Here is a 14680-nt window from a genome sequence, read left to right as displayed (position 1 = left end):
CGCTCCTCAGCGGCACAGAGGGGGCGCCCGCCCCGCACCGCACACCGGGCTTGGCCGGGGTTGGAAACTACTCGAGCGTGTGCACGGCGTTGGGGCCCCAGTCCCGCGCGGGCCGGTGACGTCGGCCCGCGCGGGACAGGGGCTCCAACGCCGCTCCCCGAACGAAAGCGCAAAAAAATGAGCGACGCCGTCCTCCAGCTCCTCAATGTAGAGAGCGCCTACGGCCCCATCAAGGCCATCCGGGGCGTGAGCCTGAAAGTAAGGCAGGGAGAAATCGCGACGGTCCTGGGCTCGAACGGCGCAGGCAAGACAACCATCCTGAAGACCATCTCCGGAATCATCGACCCGAGAAAAGGCAGCATCGAGTTCCAGGGCAAGGACATCACAGCCAAGGACCCGGCCTACATCGTCCAGCAGGGCCTGAGCCACGTGCCCGAAGGCCGCGAAGTGTTCCCGCTGCTGTCGGTGAAGGACAACCTGCTGATGGGCGCCTACACCCGCAAGGACCGCGACGGCGTGGCGCGTGACATGGAGACCGTCTACGCCTACTTCCCCATCCTGCGCGAACGCGCGACACAGGACGCTGGCCTTCTTTCAGGCGGGCAGCAGCAGATGCTGGCCATCTCGCGCGCCATCATGGCCGCGCCGCATCTCATTCTTCTGGATGAACCCAGCCTCGGCCTGAGCCCCAAGCTGACGAAGGAAATTTTCGAGATCGTGGTGCGCATCAACCGCGAGCGCGGCACCACCATCTTGCTGGTCGAGCAGAACGCCAACATGGCGCTCAATGCGGCTGACCATGGCTACGTGCTCGAGAACGGCCGCATCGTGATGGAAGACTCCTGCGAACGCCTGAGGGAAAAGGAAGACATCAAGGAGTTCTACCTCGGCGTGAAAGACGACGGCGTGCGCGGCGAGCGGCGCTGGAAAAAGAAGAAGACCTGGAGATAGCCACCATGAAAGGACTCTGGGAACTCGACACCTTCGAACCCCGCCTCGACGTCGTCGTGCCCGGCGACACCATTCCCGCGATGTTCTGGAATGCCGTGAAGCAGCGCGGCGACACCGTGTGGATGCGGCAGAAGGAGCTGGGCATCTGGCGCAGCTGGAGCTGGCACCAGACCGCAGACGCGGTGCGCGAGATCGCGGCCGGGCTCATGGCCATCGGCTTCGCGCCCGGCGAGTGCGCGTCCATCCTGTCCAACACCGTCATCGAATGGGTGCTGGCAGACCTGGCCGTGCTCAGTTGCGGCGGCGTGTCCAACGGCATCTACCCGACCGACGCCGCCTCGCAGGTGCACTACCTGTGCGAAGACTCGCGCACCACCGTGCTCTTCGTGGAAGACGACGAGCAGCTCGACAAGGCGCTGGAAGTGCGCGCCGGGCTGCCTGGCCTGCGCCGCGTGATCGTGTTCGACATGGAAGGCTTGCGCGACCTCGACGATCCCGGCGTCATGAGCCTGGAGGCACTGCGCGAGCTCGGCCGCACGCATCTTGCGGGCGATCCGCAGGCCGTCGAGCGCCGCGTGGCCGCCTGCCGGCCCGAAGACCTCGCCATCCTCGTCTATACGTCGGGCACCACCGGCAAGCCCAAGGGCGCGATGCACAGCCACGCGGGGCTGGTTTACACCGCGCGCGGCTACAACACGCTCATCGCGCAGGACGAGAAAGACGAGCGCATGTGCTTCCTGCCGCTGTGCCACATCGCCGAGCGCATGGGCGGCGAGTACTTCGCGATGTACACCGGCTCCATCCTCAACTTCGTCGAGAACCCGGAGACCGTGCCGGAGAACGTGCGCGAGATCGCACCCACCGTGTTCACCGCCGTGCCGCGCGTGTGGGAGAAGTTCTATTCGGGCGTGATGATCGCGCTGAAGGAAGCGAGCCCGCTGCAGCAGGCCGCCTACAAGTGGAGCATCGGCGTGGGCGAAGCCATCGCGGCGAAAGTGCTGGCCGGCGAGCCCGTCGGCGCGGGGCTCAAGCTCAAGTTCAGGCTCGCGCGGCTGCTGGCGCTGGACAACGCGCGCAAGCTCATCGGCATCCATCGCTCGCGCTTTCTCGTGACGGGCGCGGCGCCCATTTCGCCCGAGCTGGTCAAGTGGTACCTGGCGCTCGGTGTGCCGATGCTCGAGGTGTGGGGCATGACGGAGTCGTGCGGCGCCTCCACCGCGGTGCCGGCCACGCGCATCAAGCCAGGCTCCATCGGGCCGGCCACGGGCTACAACGAAGTGCGCATCGACCCCGCCACCGGCGAGATCCTGGTGCGCGGCCCCAATGTCTTCATGGGTTATCTCAACCTGCCCGACAAGACCGCCGAGACCATCGACGCCGAAGGCTGGCTGCACACCGGCGACGTCGGCGTGATGGACGAGGACGGGTATTTCCGCATCACCGACCGGATGAAAGACATCATCATCACGGCAGGTGGCAAGAACGTCACGCCGAGCGAGCTGGAGAACGAACTCAAGTTCAGCCTCTACATCACCGATGCCGTGGTGATCGGCGACAAGAAGCCCTACCTCACGGTGATCGTCATGATCGACCAGGAGAACGTCGAGAAGTTTGCGCAGGACAACGACGTGCCGTTCAGCAACTACGAAAGCCTGACGCGCACGAAGGAAGTGCTGGACCTGATCCAGGGCGAGATCGACCGTGTCAACGCCAAGTTCGCGCGCGTGGAGCAGATCAAGAAATTCTTCCTGCTCGAGACGCAGCTCAGCGCCGAGGACGAGGAGCTCACGCCCACGATGAAGCTCAAGCGCAAGCTGGTGCAGACCAAGTACGCGGCGCGCATCGAGGCCATGTACAGCTGATCCGTGTTTTTCGTTAACCCGAGGAGACAACCGCATGAAGCTCAAGACACTGACGACGCTGGCCGTGCTGGGCCTGACCGCGACGCTTGCGTCCGCGCAACAGCAGCAGGGCGTGAGCAAGGACGAGATCCGCATCGGCACCATCCAGGACCTGTCGGGCCCGCTGGCGGGCTTCGGCAAGCAGGCGCGCAACGGCATGCAGCTGCGCGTGGACGAACTCAACGAGCAGGGCAACGTCAACGGACGCAAGCTCAAGCTGTTCGTGGAAGATTCGGGCTACGACCCGAAGAAGGCCGTGCTGGCCGCGCAGAAGCTGGTGAACCAGGAAAAGATCTTCATCATGGCCGGCCACATCGGCACGGCGCAGAACATGGCGGCGATGCCGGTGCAGTTCGACAAGAACATCATCAACTACATGCCCATCACCGCGGCGCGCGAAATGTACGAGCCGCTGAACCGGCTGAAGTATTCGTTCGCCGCCACCTACTACGACCAGATCCGCCTGGCCCTGCCGAAGATGATCAAGGACAAGGGTGCCAAGAAGGTCTGCACCATCTACCAGGACGACGAGTTCGGGCTCGAGGTGCAGCGCGGCGCCGAGGCGGGCCTGAAGGCCGCGGGCATGGAGCTGGCCGAGAAAACATCGTTCAAGCGCGGCGCCACCGACTTCAGCTCGCAGGTCGCGAAGATGAAAGCCGCCAACTGCGACCTCGTGGTGCTCGGCACCATCATCCGCGAGACCATCGGCACCGTGGGCGAGGCGCGCAAGACCGGCTTCAACCCGACCTTCCTGGGCTCCAGCGCGGCCTACACCGACCTGATCCACAAGCTCGGCGGCAAGGCGATGGACGGCGTCTACGCCACCATGACGGTGCAGAACCCCTACACCGACGAGCAGTCGCAGCCGCTGCGCTTCTGGGCCAACAAGTACAAGACCAAGTTCAACGAAGACCCGACCGTGTTCTCGGTGTACGGCTACGTGATCATCGATTCGTTCATCAAGGCCGCGACCAAGGCCGGCCCGAACCTCACGACCGACAGCTTCATCAAGGCGATGGACAGCATCACCTTCGAGCCCGACATGTTCGGCAGCCCCAAGAGCACCTACACCGCCACCAAGCGCCTGGGCAACGACCAGTCGCGGCTGTCGCAGATCAAGGACGGCAAGTGGGTCGTGGTGTCGGACTATGTGACACCGTAATACGGCACTCCCCCATGCTTCGCGCACTTCGTGTCGCGGCGCACACCCCCTCGCCGGGGGCAACACCTGCGGCCCGGCAAAGCCGGTTCCGCGGTGTTCCACGACAAAGACGCACAGGCTGAGGCGGGTTTATATTCGCGGCGAACTCCGCTGGTGAAGAGACCGCAATGCCACAGTACTGGTTGATGAAATCCGAGCCCGACGAGGTCTCTATCGACGATGCGCTCGCCGCGCCCCACGCCACCGTGGCGTGGACCGGCGTGCGCAACTATCAGGCACGCAACTTCATGCGCGACGGCATGAAGGTCGGCGACGGCGTGCTCTTCTATCACTCGAGCTGCCCGGAGCCGGGCATTGCCGGCATCGCGCGGGTGGCCTCGGGCATCAAGCCCGACCCGACGCAGTTCGACCCGAAATCGCCCTACTACGACGCGGGCGCCAAGCCGGAAGATCCGCGCTGGCTGCTGGTGGACGTGCAGGCGCTGCGCAAGACACGGCTGCTGGCCCTGCCCGAGCTGCGCGCCAGGCCCGAGCTGGCCGACCTGGTGGTGCTGCGCAAGGGAAACCGGCTGTCGATCACGCCGGTGGAGCCGGCGCACTGGAAGATCATCGAGAAGATGCTGGCCTGATGGCTCAGCCGATCTTGTTCAGGATCGGGAACAGCTTGCCGAGGCCATCCGCCATCACCTCGACCGCGAGCGCCGCGAGGATCAACCCCATCAGCCGCGTCATGATGTTGATGCCGGTCTTGCCGAGCACCCGCGCGATCGGCTGCGCGAGCGAAAAAGCCAGGGCGGTTGCCAGCGCCACCACCACGCCGTAGCCCACCAGGATGGCAAGTTCCCACAGGTGCTGCGCCTTGTCGGCGTAGATCACCACGGTGGAAATGGTGGCCGGCCCGGTGAGCAGCGGAATGGTGAGCGGCACCACCGCGATCGACGCGCCCATCGACGCCTTGACCTCGGTGGCGCGCAGCTCTTCCATGTTGGTCTTGCTCTCGGCCGGCTTGGCGTTGAGCATCGACAGCGAACTCATGAGCAGCAGCAGCCCGCCGCCGACCTGGAAGCTCGCGATCGATATGCCGAAGAACGACAGCAGCTGCAGCCCGAGCAGCGCACTCACGGCGATCACCACGAAGGCGCTGAAGGCCGACATGCGCACGGTGTGGCGGCGCTGCGCGTCGCTGTAGCCCTGCGTGTAGTGGATGAAGAAGGGCACGATGGCCAGCGGGTTGACGATGGCCACCAGCGTGACCAGCGGCTTGATCAGGTCCATCGATGTGCTCATGGCTCAGCGGCCTCCGGTGACGTCGAGCAATGCCATGGTGGTGTAGCTGGCCTCTGCCGAGAGCAGCCAGAGGATGGCGCCGGCAATCTCCTCGGCGGTGCCGGCGCGTTTCATCGGGATCTGCGGGCCGAGCGCGGCGGCGCGGTCGGGCAGGCCGCCGGAGGCGTGGATCTCGGTGTCGATCACGCCGGGGCGCACCGCGTTCACGCGGATGCCTTCGTCCGCCACTTCCTTGGCCAGGCCGACGGTGAAGGTGTCGATGGCGCCCTTGCTGGCGGCGTAGTCGACGTACTGGCCCGGCGAGCCCAGCCGCGAGGCGCCACTGGAAACGTTGACGATGGCCCCGCCCGTGCCGCCGTGCTTCGTGCTCATGCGGCGCACGGCCTCGCGCGCGCACAGGAAGCTGCCGATCACGTTGATGCGGAACATGCGCTCGAGCCGCGCCACGCTCATTTCGTCGACGCGCGCCGTCACGTCGACGATGCCCGCGTTGTTCACCAGCGCGGTGAGGCGGCCCAGCCTGGCGTCGACCTGCTCGAACATGGCGAGCACCTGGGCCTCGTCGCCCACGTCGGCCCGCACCGCCATGGCCGTGCCGCCGCCCGCGCGGATGGTGCGCACCAATTCGTCGGCGGCCAGCGAATTGCTGGCGTAGTTGACGGCGACCGCATAGCCGCGCTGCGCGGCGAGCAGCGCGGTGGCAGCGCCGATGCCGCGTCCGCCGCCCGTGATCAAGAGCACCTGGTCCAAAACCTACCTCCTGCAGAGAAACTGCGCGTCAGTTAAAACCGTCGGCTGATTACATCACCGGGGGCATGCGAATGAGCACGAGCAAGACGATCGACTATTACTTTCCTCCGCAGAGCCCGTGGACGTATCTGGGACATTCCCGCTTCGTGGCGATTGCCAAGGCCGCAGGCGCCACGGTGCGGGTGCGGCCGATCGACATGGGCAGCGTGTTCCCGGTGTCGGGCGGGCTGCCGCTGGGCAAGCGCGCACCGCAGCGGCAGGCCTACCGGCTGGTCGAACTCGCGCGCTTCTCGCGCCACCTCGGGCTGCCGCTGAACCCGAAGCCGAAGTTCTTCCCGGTCGCGGGGGACGACGCAGCCCGGCTGATCATCGCGGTCGACCTGCACGACGGCACCGATGTCGCCATGCGCATGTGCGCGGCGGTGTTCGAGGCGGTGTGGGTGCAGGAGCGGAACATCGGCGACCCGAACGTGCTCGAAGCGCTGGTCGCCGAGTGCGGCCTGCCGGCCAAGCGCGCCGAACAGTCGCAGAGCCAGGCGGTGCAGGAGCGCTACGAGGCCTACACGCAGGAGGCCATCGACATCCAGGTGTTCGGCGCGCCGAGCTACGTGATCGATGGCGAAATATTCTGGGGGCAAGATCGCCTCGACTTCGTCGAACGGGCGCTGCGCGCCTAGCCCGGCATTCATTCATCTATTCGATTCACCATCTAGGAGTACCAGGACATGGGTCAATTCATCGATCTCACCGCCAAGGACGGCTTCACTTTTCCCGCCTACGTGGCCGAGCCCGCGGGCAAGCCGCGCGGCGCGGTGGTCGTGGTGCAGGAAATCTTCGGCGTGAACTCGCACATCCGCTCGGTGGCCGACGGCTATGCGGCCGAAGGCTATCTGGCCGTGGCGCCGGCCACCTTCCACCGCGTCAAGCCGGGCGTGGAGCTGGGCTATTCGGACGACGACATGAAGAACGGCTTCGGCCTGAAGACGGCGGTCGAGGCGCTGCCGGCGCCCGGCGTGCTGCAGGACATCGAGGCATCCATCGCCTATGCGTCGAAGGCCGGCAAGGTCGGCATCGTCGGCTACTGCTGGGGCGGCCTGCTGGTGTGGCGCTCGGCCGCGCTCCTGCCGGGCCTGTCGGCGGCAGCGCCGTATTACGGCGGCGGCATGACCACGCCGGAAGAAACCGCCCGCCAGCCCAAGGTGCCGGTGCTCGCGCACTTCGGCAACCAGGACCACTGGATCCCGCTGGACACCATCGAGACCTTCAAGAAGGCGCACCCCGAAGTGGAAGTGCATGTGTACCCGGTCGGCCACGGCTTCAACTGCGACCAGCGCGGCTCGTACGACGCGGACGCTGCCAAGCTGGCGCGCGAGCGCACGCTGGCGTTCTTCGCCAAGCATCTCGGCTGAGCCTGACGTCCGTTCTCCAATAAAAAAACCCGGCAGCGCCGGGTTTTTTCATGAGTGGCTCGGCTTGCGCGTCGTGCTGCCGGGACCCACGCGGGTCTGCAGGAAATCGAGCAGCGCGCGCAGCGCGGCGCTGTTGTGGCGCCGCTGCAGGTAGGCGGCCGAAAGCCACATGTCCTTGCGGGCGTAGTCCTGCAGCACCGGCACCAGTTCGCCGTGGTCCAGGTGCGACTGCACCAGGATCGACGGCAGGTAGATCACGCCGAAGCCGTGCATGGCCACGCGGATGAGCGGCGCGCCTTCGGTGCAGTCCATGCGGCTCTTCACCGGCACGTCGATCGGCGTGCCGTTGTCGTCGAAGCGCCAGACCGGCTGCTGGCCCTGCAGAGAGAAGGTGAGCGCCTCGTGGCTGGAGAGGTCGCGCGGGTGCTCGGGCTTGCCGTGCTTCTTCCAGTAGACCGGCGAGGCGCAAACCACCATGTTCATGAGCCGCAGCTTGCGCACGATGAGGTTGGCGTCTTCGACCGGACCGCTGCGCAGCTCGACGTCGATGCCTTCCTCGGCCAGGTCGACGGTGCGGTTGGTCAGCTGCAGGCTGATCGTCACGTCGGGGTAGTAGCGCATGAAGTCGGCCAGCAGGTTCGGAAATTCGCCGCTGCCCATGCCGTGCGGCGCCGAAATGCGCAGCCGCCCGCCGGGCTGGCTGGCGCGGTCCTGCAGCTCCGACTGGGTGAGCTCGACCATCTCGAGCATCGGGGTGCTGCGCTCCAGCAGCAGCTGGCCGGCGTCGGTGAGGCTCACGGAGCGCGTGGAGCGGTTGAGAAGGCGCACGCCGAAGCGGGTTTCCAGCTCGGCCACATACTTGCTGACGGTGGCCTTCGACATGTCCAGCCTCTTGGCTGCCTGGGAAAAGCTGCCGTGGGAGGCGACTTCCCGGAAGGTTCTGATCAGATCGAGACTGTCCATGTGAGTGAGCCCATTGTTTCCGTTTTGGGAACGCGATGGTTCGATTCTCCCGGGTTTTTCCTAACCAGATTGGGCGACACTTCGGTTACACGCCGCCGCTTGCCGGAAGGAACTGACATGAAGACCTCGAACATCATTGCCGCAGCAGCCCTGTCGATGCTGGCCGCCGCCGGTGTGCAGGCCCAGGGCTATGCGCCGGTGCAGCCGCTTCAGGCCACGACCAGCCGGGCCGACGTGGTGGCGGGGGCGGATGCCGCGGCGCGCGCCGGCAACATATATGGCGACGTGGTGCCGGAGCCCCTGACCTCGCGGCCCAGCGTGCGGGACCGGGCGTCGGTTCGTGCCGAAGCCGTGGCCACCGCCCATGCGCCGAACCAGAACCTGGACCGCCGCGCCTTCTTCAACAGCGAAGTGCCGCCGCAGCTCGGCACCGGGCGTCAGTAGCCCCTGGCGACGCGCCATTTGCGAGAGGCCGGCCCGGTGCGAACCGGGCCGGCTTTTTTACTTGCATGCCTTCATGTCGCCATTGTTTCAATAGAGGAAACACGGTGTCTCTGATCGGCGTGTTTCGGCCATGTGATTCGCCCCGAAACTCGCTGCACAGGCAAGCGACCATGCAAGCCTGGTGGACAACCGGTCCAACGAACATCCAGGAGAAATGAATATGAAGACCTCGCAAATCCTCGCAGTTGCCGCCCTGACCCTGTTCGCCGCCGCTGGCGCGCAAGCAGAAACCTACGAAGGCGTGAACACCGCCGTCTCGACCAAGAGCCGTGCAGACGTGAACGCCGAAGCCGTGCGCACCGCATCGGCTCCGAACCAGAACGTGACCCGCGGTTCGCGCGGCCCGGAAACGGTCGCTGTGTCGAAGGACCGCGCAATCGTCGAAGCCGAAGCCGTTCGCACCGCCTACGCTCCCGACCAGAACGTGACCTCGGGTTCGCGCGTGAACAGCAAGGTCATCTCGACCATGCAACACCCGATGGACGTTCGCGTTCAAGCCCAGCAAGGTGCTGGCGCAACCGCCAAGTAAGCCAGACAAGACGGCCGCCATTCGGGGCCGCCGGATTGAAAAAGGGGCCACGCGAGCAGCGTGGCCCCTTTTTTCATGGGCCGGCGATCAGCGCGTGCGGGCGAGGTAGCGCTTGCGCCAGAAAATCAGCACCAGCAGCACGGCGATGACCAGCATCGACGTCATCGCGATCCAGAAGCCGTCCGCCTTGTGTACCAGCGGGATGAACTCGAAGTTCATGCCGAAGATGCCCGCGATCAGGTTCAGCGGCAGGAACACGGCGGTCAGCACCGTCAGCACCCGCATGATGTCGTTGGCGCGGTGGCCCTGGACGCTGAAATGCATCTGCACCGCCGTCTCGGCGTTCTGCTCGAGCCGGTGCACGTGGTGCACCACCCGTTCGATGTGCTCGAGCACGTCGCGGCTGCGGATCATGATGAGTTCGCGCTCGCGCTGCTCGGCTTCGCCCTTGGGCAAGGGAAGGGTCTCGAGCGAGTCGATCCAGTCCTGCATGGCGGCGCGCTGGTCTTCGCAGATCTCGTCCAGGTGGTGCAGCGACTGGCGTGCCTCCATCAGCGCGCTCCAGTTGGTGAAGCGGCTGCGCGGGTCGATCAGCTCGGTCTGCCAGTGGTCCAGCTGTTTGGTGAGTTCGCGCCGCAAATCCAGGTAGCCGTCGACGATCTGGTTGATGACGCGCAGCATCAGGTCCGAGGGGCTCGTCGGCAGCCGGGCCGAGGTGGCGCGCACGTCGAGCGCGGGGGCGCCCTGGCCGTCGGGCGAGGCGGCGGCCAGCAGCCGGGCGGCGAAGGCGTCGCGCACCGCGCCGTCTTCCGGGTGTACCGACAGCAGCACGCGGTCGAACACCGCAAAGCCGACCGGGCGGGTGTCGACCCGGCGCAGCACGGGCGGGCCGCTGCGGGGCGCAGGCGGCGCCTCGGTCCCCTTGCCGTTGCCGTTGCCGTTGGCCAGGCGTCGGAACACCAGCACGTCGTACTTCGAGGTGTAGTCGTAGTGCGAGGGCAACTGCTCGTTGAGCAGGTCGGCCACGTGCAGGTCGACCAGCTGCGTCAGGCAGAGGGTCTGAAGGATCTGCTGCACTTCGGCCAGCGAGGCCTTGAATTCCTCGCGTGTGAGCGAGATCCAGAGATAGCCGCCGGCGCCGCACGTGCCCGGCACGGCCAGCGGCGCCAGCGCCGCGTGTTCACTGACCCGCGAACGGTCGATTTCGAAAATACGCATGCCCGATGCCGGCGGGCCGTTACTTCTTCAGGAGGCGCGCGGCGTCGAGCGCGAAGTACGTGAGCACGCCGTCGGCGCCGGCGCGCTTGAAGGCCAGCAGGCTTTCGAGCACCACGGCGTCGTGGTCGAGCCAGCCGTTCTGGGCAGCGGCCTTGAGCATGGCGTATTCGCCGCTCACCTGGTAGGCGAAGGTCGGCACGCGGAACTCGTCTTTCACGCGGCGCACGATGTCGAGGTACGGCATGCCGGGCTTCACCATCACCATGTCGGCGCCTTCGGCGATGTCGAGCGCCACTTCGCGCAGAGCTTCGTCGCTGTTGCCGGGGTCCATCTGGTAGACCTTCTTGTTGCTCTTGCCGAGCGTCGAGGCCGAGCCGACGGCGTCGCGGAAGGGGCCGTAGAAGGCGCTGGCGTACTTGGCGCTGTAGGCCATGATGCGCGTGTGAATGTCGCCCCGGGCTTCGAGCGCCTGGCGGACGGCGCCGATGCGGCCGTCCATCATGTCGCTGGGAGCAACGATGTCCACGCCGGCTTGCGATTGTGTGAGTGCCTGCTTCACCAGGATTTCAACGGTTTCCTCGTTGAGGATGTAGCCGGTGTCGTCGAGCACGCCGTCCTGGCCGTGGCTGGTGTAGGGGTCGAGGGCGACGTCGGTCATCACGCCCAGTTCCGGGAAGCGCGCCTTGAGGGCGGCGACAACGCGGGGAATGAGCCCGTCGGGGTTGAAAGCCTCGCTGCCGTCGGGCGTCTTGAGGCTGGCGTCGATCACCGGGAACAGCGCCATCACCGGAATGCCTGCCTCGACGCATTGCTCGGCCACCGGCAGCAGCAGGTCGAGGCTCAGGCGATCCACGCCGGGCATCGACGGCACCGCCTCGCGCTGCTTCTCGCCTTCCTGCACGAACACCGGGTAAATGAGGTCATTGACCGTCAATGCATGTTCGCGCACCAGATTGCGGGTGAATGCGTCGCGGCGCAGGCGGCGTGGCCGGCCGGCGGGGAACATGGCCAAAGGTAAATTTGATGACGTCATATGGTCAAAATTGTGCCTGAAGCGACATTTCGCAGTACTGGCATTGCGGGGTCGGTTGTCTGACAACTACGGTAAATCGTAGGCCTAAGGTTCTCAAATTTTTGGTTTAAATGTCAAAGAAAGTGCCTCAGTCGCTTGAAACCTTGTTTCGTCTTTGTTAAATTCTGAAGCGGGCGGCTTGCCGCTCCCCGCTTTTCCTCCCTGAGCGGGTGCCTTGATGTGTGACAGCAAAAGGGCTTCCCAGCCCGACGTGAAGACGTCGGGCTTTTTTTTGCCCGAAGGTCTTCCAGAGCCCTGTTTCAGAGGGGCACAAGAGGTGCGCCACTAAACTGCCGCCATGCTCTGGGTCAAATCTCTCCACATCGTTTTCATCGCAAGCTGGTTCGCCGGGTTGTTCTACCTGCCGCGTATCTTTGTTAATTTGGCGATGGTGCCGCCCGAGTCGAAGGCCGAGCGCGATCGGCTTCTGCTGATGGCCCGCAAGCTCTTGCGATTCACGACCTTCCTGGCGGTTCCGGCGCTCGGCTTCGGCCTTTGGCTCTGGCTGGGCTACGGCATCGGGCGCGGCCCGGGCAACGGCTGGATGCATGCCAAGCTGGCGCTGGTGCTGGTGGCCATCGGCTATCACCACGGTTGCGGCGTGCTGCTGCGCCGCTTCGTGGCTGGAGAGAACCGGCGCAACGACCGCTGGTTCCGCTGGTTCAACGAACTGCCGGTGCTGCTGCTGCTGGGCATCGTGATCCTGGTGGTGGTCAAGCCGTTCTGACACCGGCAGGCATGGTGGCCATGGTGGAGAAGCCGCACAAGTCCGCCGCGTTGCCCCTGGCGCTCGCTTATGCGGCGCTGATCGTCTACGCCAGCCTGTACCCGTTCGCCGACTGGCGCGACCAGGGCATTGCCCCGTGGGCCTACCTGTGGGCGCCTTGGCCCAAGTACTGGACGGGCTTCGACTTGGCGATCAACGTCGTGGGCTACGTGCCCTTCGGGTTCCTGTGCGCGCTGGCGGTGCTTCGAACGCGCCGCAGCGCCAGCGCGTGGCGGGTGGTGCTGCGCGCCACCGTGGCCGGCGCGGCCATCGCCTTTTCCATGGAGACGCTGCAGAGTTATTTGCCGGTGCGCATTCCCTCGAACGTGGACCTGGCCCTGAACACGGCGGGCACGATCATCGGCGCCGTGCTGGCTGCGGGGCTGGAGCGGCTCGGGGCCATTGCGCACTGGAGCCGCGCGCGGTCGCAGTGGTTCGTCGAGGAATCCCGTGGCGGGCTGGTGCTGCTGGCGCTCTGGCCGTTTGCGCTGCTGTTCCCGGCGGCCGTCACTTTCGGGCTCGGGCAGGTGTTCGAGCGGCTGGAGGTCGCGATCTCCGAATGGCTGCTCGACACGCCCTTCATCGACTGGCTGCCGCTGCGCCAGTTCGAGCTCGAGCCTCTGGTGCCCGCGGTGGAACTGCTGTGCGTGATGCTCGGGGCGCTGGTGCCATGCCTGCTGGGCTACCTGGTGGCGCGCTCCGTCGTGCAGCGCGCGATCATGCTGCCGCTGATCCTGCTGACGGGCGTGGCGGCCTCGGCTTTGTCGGCGGCGCTGAGCTACGGGCCCACGCACGCCTGGGCGTGGCTGGACCTGCCGGTGCAGGTCGGCATGGCGGCCGCGCTCTTTGCCGGCATGCTGCTGCTGCTGGCGCCGCGCCGGCTGTGCGCGGCCTTGCTGCTGGTGGGGCTGGTGCTGCAGCTCAGCTTGCTCAACCAGGCGCCCGAGAGTGCGTATTTCGCGCAGACCCTGGCCACTTGGGAGCAGGGGCGCTTCATTCGTTTCCACGGATTGGCCCAGTGGCTGGGCTGGGTATGGCCCTTCGCCGTGCTGGCCTATGTGGTGGTGGCGCTGTCGCGGCGCGGGCGCGGCGGCGGCGATGGCAGTCTGGCCGCAAGGGGCGGTCACTAAAATCGGCCGATGCCCAACTCCTCCCCCGCCGCGCCGTCCGGCTATTACGGCCGCCACATCTTCTTCTGCCTCAACGAGCGAAAGAACGGCGAGGACTCCTGTGCCTTGCACAACGCACAGGAAGGCTTCGACCGGTGCAAGGCCAAGGTCAAGGAAGCGGGGCTTTCCGGGCCGGGCAAGGTGCGCGTGAACAAGGCCGGTTGCCTCGACCGCTGCGCGGGCGGGCCGGTCGCGGTGGTGTACCCGGAGGCCGTCTGGTACACCTTCGTCGATGGCGACGACATCGACGAGATCGTCGAATCCCACCTGAAGAACGGCGAAGTCGTCGAGCGGCTGCTGCTGCCGCCCGACATCGGGCGCTGAACTTTCCGCCGCTCCCTTTGCTCGTACTTTGCGCCAATGAATTCCCAGACAGAAAAGATCACCCTCCAGGGCGCCGCCGGCCGCATCGAAGTGCAGCGCGACCAGCCCGCTGAAGCGCCGCGCGGCGTTGCCGTCATCGCCCATCCCCATCCGCTGTTCAGCGGCACCATGGACAACAAGGTGGTGCAGACGCTGGCACGGGCTTTCGTCGCCAGCGGCTGGACGTCGGTGCGCTTCAATTTTCGCGGCGTGGGTGCCAGCGAGGGCGTGCATGACGAGGGGCGCGGCGAGCTGGAAGACATGCTGAATGTCGTCGGCCAGCTGGCGCCCGAAGGCCCCTTGGCGATTGCCGGTTTCTCGTTCGGGGCCTTCGTCGCGAGCGGCGCCGTCGCCAGGCTCTGGGCCGAGCGCGACGTGCGGCAGATCGTGCTGGTCGGCACCGCCGCCGCGCGCAATGTCGTGGCTCCGCTGCCGGTCGAGGCGCACGAGCGCGCGCTGGTCATCCATGGCGAGGCCGATGACACCGTGGCCCTGTCCGCCGTGATGGATTGGGCGCGGCCGCAGTCACTTCCCGTCACAGTCATCCCCGGGGGTGGCCATTTCTTTCACGGACAATTGCCGCTGCTCAAAAGTCTTGTTGCCCGCCATCTCCGCGCGGGCGCTGCGTGAAGGCCT

At 66.0% G+C, this 14680-nt stretch carries 17 protein-coding genes; 12 read left to right on the top strand and 5 right to left on the bottom strand.

Translation table 11 applies throughout. From position 1 onward, the window contains the following. The first annotated feature begins 177 nt into the window (after window positions 1-177). From ACWV14_RS29680 to ACWV14_RS29665, 4 genes are all read left to right on the top strand, one after another. Window positions 178-951: an ABC transporter ATP-binding protein gene (locus ACWV14_RS29680; RefSeq protein WP_081270403.1), complete on the top strand. Its 774-nt coding sequence runs from the start codon at window positions 178-180 to the stop codon at window positions 949-951. A 5-nt stretch (window positions 952-956) separates the two neighbouring features. After that, window positions 957-2813 carry an AMP-dependent synthetase/ligase gene (locus ACWV14_RS29675; protein ID WP_454905311.1) on the top strand — a complete coding sequence of 619 codons (1857 nt, stop codon included), beginning with the start codon at window positions 957-959 and terminating at the stop codon, window positions 2811-2813. 34 nt (window positions 2814-2847) lie between these two features. Continuing rightward, complete coding sequence (locus tag ACWV14_RS29670) at window positions 2848-4014, top strand: ABC transporter substrate-binding protein (RefSeq protein ID WP_454905309.1); 1167 nt, start codon at window positions 2848-2850, stop codon at window positions 4012-4014. A gap of 167 nt (window positions 4015-4181) precedes the next feature. Next, window positions 4182-4643 (top strand): EVE domain-containing protein, encoded by a 462-nt coding sequence (locus ACWV14_RS29665; RefSeq protein WP_454905307.1) that lies wholly within the window; start codon window positions 4182-4184, stop codon window positions 4641-4643. Window positions 4644-4647: 4 nt separating this feature from the next. On the opposite strand, the gene ACWV14_RS29660 is transcribed toward ACWV14_RS29665, so the two are convergent. Both ACWV14_RS29660 and ACWV14_RS29655 read right to left on the bottom strand, forming a co-directional pair. Continuing rightward, window positions 4648-5301, bottom strand: a complete 654-nt coding sequence (locus ACWV14_RS29660; protein ID WP_454905306.1) for a MarC family protein — start codon at window positions 5299-5301, stop codon at window positions 4648-4650. A 3-nt stretch (window positions 5302-5304) separates the two neighbouring features. After that, a complete protein-coding gene (locus ACWV14_RS29655; RefSeq protein WP_454905304.1) occupies window positions 5305-6051 on the bottom strand; it encodes an SDR family oxidoreductase in 747 nt (248 codons plus the stop codon). A 71-nt stretch (window positions 6052-6122) separates the two neighbouring features. Between ACWV14_RS29655 and ACWV14_RS29650 the strand changes: the two genes are divergently transcribed. Continuing rightward, entirely contained in the window at window positions 6123-6728 is a 606-nt protein-coding gene (locus ACWV14_RS29650) for a DsbA family protein (RefSeq protein ID WP_454905302.1), read from the top strand. 48 nt (window positions 6729-6776) lie between these two features. Next, a complete protein-coding gene (locus ACWV14_RS29645; protein ID WP_422084687.1) occupies window positions 6777-7460 on the top strand; it encodes a dienelactone hydrolase family protein in 684 nt (227 codons plus the stop codon). Window positions 7461-7508: 48 nt separating this feature from the next. Here ACWV14_RS29645 and ACWV14_RS29640 read toward each other — a convergent pair whose 3' ends face one another. Further along, window positions 7509-8423 carry a LysR family transcriptional regulator gene (locus tag ACWV14_RS29640; RefSeq protein ID WP_422084688.1) on the bottom strand — a complete coding sequence of 305 codons (915 nt, stop codon included), beginning with the start codon at window positions 8421-8423 and terminating at the stop codon, window positions 7509-7511. Between the two features lie 117 nt (window positions 8424-8540). Here ACWV14_RS29640 and ACWV14_RS29635 point away from each other — a divergent pair, with 117 nt between their 5' ends. Together ACWV14_RS29635 and ACWV14_RS29630 are read left to right on the top strand one after the other, a co-directional pair. Further along, on the top strand, window positions 8541-8867 hold the full coding sequence (locus ACWV14_RS29635; RefSeq protein ID WP_454905299.1) for an alpha/beta hydrolase: 327 nt from the start codon (window positions 8541-8543) through the stop codon (window positions 8865-8867). 220 nt (window positions 8868-9087) lie between these two features. Beyond that, window positions 9088-9456, top strand: a complete 369-nt coding sequence (locus ACWV14_RS29630) for a DUF4148 domain-containing protein (protein WP_422084690.1) — start codon at window positions 9088-9090, stop codon at window positions 9454-9456. Between the two features lie 87 nt (window positions 9457-9543). Here the strand turns inward: ACWV14_RS29630 and ACWV14_RS29625 are convergent, their stop codons facing one another. Both ACWV14_RS29625 and hemB read right to left on the bottom strand, forming a co-directional pair. After that, window positions 9544-10674: a magnesium transporter CorA family protein gene (locus tag ACWV14_RS29625; protein ID WP_454905297.1), complete on the bottom strand. Its 1131-nt coding sequence runs from the start codon at window positions 10672-10674 to the stop codon at window positions 9544-9546. 19 nt (window positions 10675-10693) lie between these two features. Continuing rightward, window positions 10694-11680: a porphobilinogen synthase gene (gene hemB / locus ACWV14_RS29620; protein WP_454906126.1), complete on the bottom strand. Its 987-nt coding sequence runs from the start codon at window positions 11678-11680 to the stop codon at window positions 10694-10696. A 364-nt stretch (window positions 11681-12044) separates the two neighbouring features. Between hemB and ACWV14_RS29615 the strand changes: the two genes are divergently transcribed. Genes ACWV14_RS29615 through ACWV14_RS29600 form a run of 4 tightly spaced genes read left to right on the top strand, consistent with a single transcriptional unit; the run spans window position 12045 to window position 14674 of the window. Continuing rightward, window positions 12045-12473: a CopD family protein gene (locus ACWV14_RS29615; RefSeq protein WP_106936575.1), complete on the top strand. Its 429-nt coding sequence runs from the start codon at window positions 12045-12047 to the stop codon at window positions 12471-12473. Between the two features lie 20 nt (window positions 12474-12493). Beyond that, the gene (locus ACWV14_RS29610; RefSeq protein WP_454905295.1) at window positions 12494-13642 is read left to right on the top strand and encodes a VanZ family protein; all 1149 of its coding nucleotides are present in this window, start codon (window positions 12494-12496) and stop codon (window positions 13640-13642) included. A 9-nt stretch (window positions 13643-13651) separates the two neighbouring features. Further along, window positions 13652-14005, top strand: coding sequence for a (2Fe-2S) ferredoxin domain-containing protein (locus ACWV14_RS29605; protein WP_422084694.1), 354 nt, complete (start codon window positions 13652-13654; stop codon window positions 14003-14005). A gap of 36 nt (window positions 14006-14041) precedes the next feature. Then, window positions 14042-14674 (top strand): alpha/beta hydrolase, encoded by a 633-nt coding sequence (locus tag ACWV14_RS29600; protein ID WP_454905293.1) that lies wholly within the window; start codon window positions 14042-14044, stop codon window positions 14672-14674. Window positions 14675-14680: the final 6 nt, after the last annotated feature.

It is taken from the genome of Variovorax durovernensis, assembly GCF_977011995.1.
The sequence above is the reverse complement of the archived record's forward strand: the minus strand, read 5'-3'. Positions and strand labels throughout refer to the sequence as shown.

Coding starts and splice junctions, on each gene's coding strand:
- ACWV14_RS29600 (WP_454905293.1), top strand. CDS start 14,042: ATGAATTCCCAGACAGAAAAGATCACCCTCCAGGGCGCCGCCGGCCGC.
- ACWV14_RS29675 (WP_454905311.1), top strand. CDS start 957: ATGAAAGGACTCTGGGAACTCGACACCTTCGAACCCCGCCTCGACGTC.
- hemB (WP_454906126.1), bottom strand. CDS start 11,680: ATGTTCCCCGCCGGCCGGCCACGCCGCCTGCGCCGCGACGCATTCACC.
- ACWV14_RS29605 (WP_422084694.1), top strand. CDS start 13,652: ATGCCCAACTCCTCCCCCGCCGCGCCGTCCGGCTATTACGGCCGCCAC.
- ACWV14_RS29610 (WP_454905295.1), top strand. CDS start 12,494: ATGGTGGAGAAGCCGCACAAGTCCGCCGCGTTGCCCCTGGCGCTCGCT.
- ACWV14_RS29660 (WP_454905306.1), bottom strand. CDS start 5,301: ATGAGCACATCGATGGACCTGATCAAGCCGCTGGTCACGCTGGTGGCC.
- ACWV14_RS29640 (WP_422084688.1), bottom strand. CDS start 8,423: ATGGACAGTCTCGATCTGATCAGAACCTTCCGGGAAGTCGCCTCCCAC.
- ACWV14_RS29680 (WP_081270403.1), top strand. CDS start 178: ATGAGCGACGCCGTCCTCCAGCTCCTCAATGTAGAGAGCGCCTACGGC.
- ACWV14_RS29665 (WP_454905307.1), top strand. CDS start 4,182: ATGCCACAGTACTGGTTGATGAAATCCGAGCCCGACGAGGTCTCTATC.
- ACWV14_RS29670 (WP_454905309.1), top strand. CDS start 2,848: ATGAAGCTCAAGACACTGACGACGCTGGCCGTGCTGGGCCTGACCGCG.
- ACWV14_RS29615 (WP_106936575.1), top strand. CDS start 12,045: ATGCTCTGGGTCAAATCTCTCCACATCGTTTTCATCGCAAGCTGGTTC.
- ACWV14_RS29650 (WP_454905302.1), top strand. CDS start 6,123: ATGAGCACGAGCAAGACGATCGACTATTACTTTCCTCCGCAGAGCCCG.
- ACWV14_RS29630 (WP_422084690.1), top strand. CDS start 9,088: ATGAAGACCTCGCAAATCCTCGCAGTTGCCGCCCTGACCCTGTTCGCC.
- ACWV14_RS29625 (WP_454905297.1), bottom strand. CDS start 10,674: ATGCGTATTTTCGAAATCGACCGTTCGCGGGTCAGTGAACACGCGGCG.
- ACWV14_RS29645 (WP_422084687.1), top strand. CDS start 6,777: ATGGGTCAATTCATCGATCTCACCGCCAAGGACGGCTTCACTTTTCCC.
- ACWV14_RS29635 (WP_454905299.1), top strand. CDS start 8,541: ATGAAGACCTCGAACATCATTGCCGCAGCAGCCCTGTCGATGCTGGCC.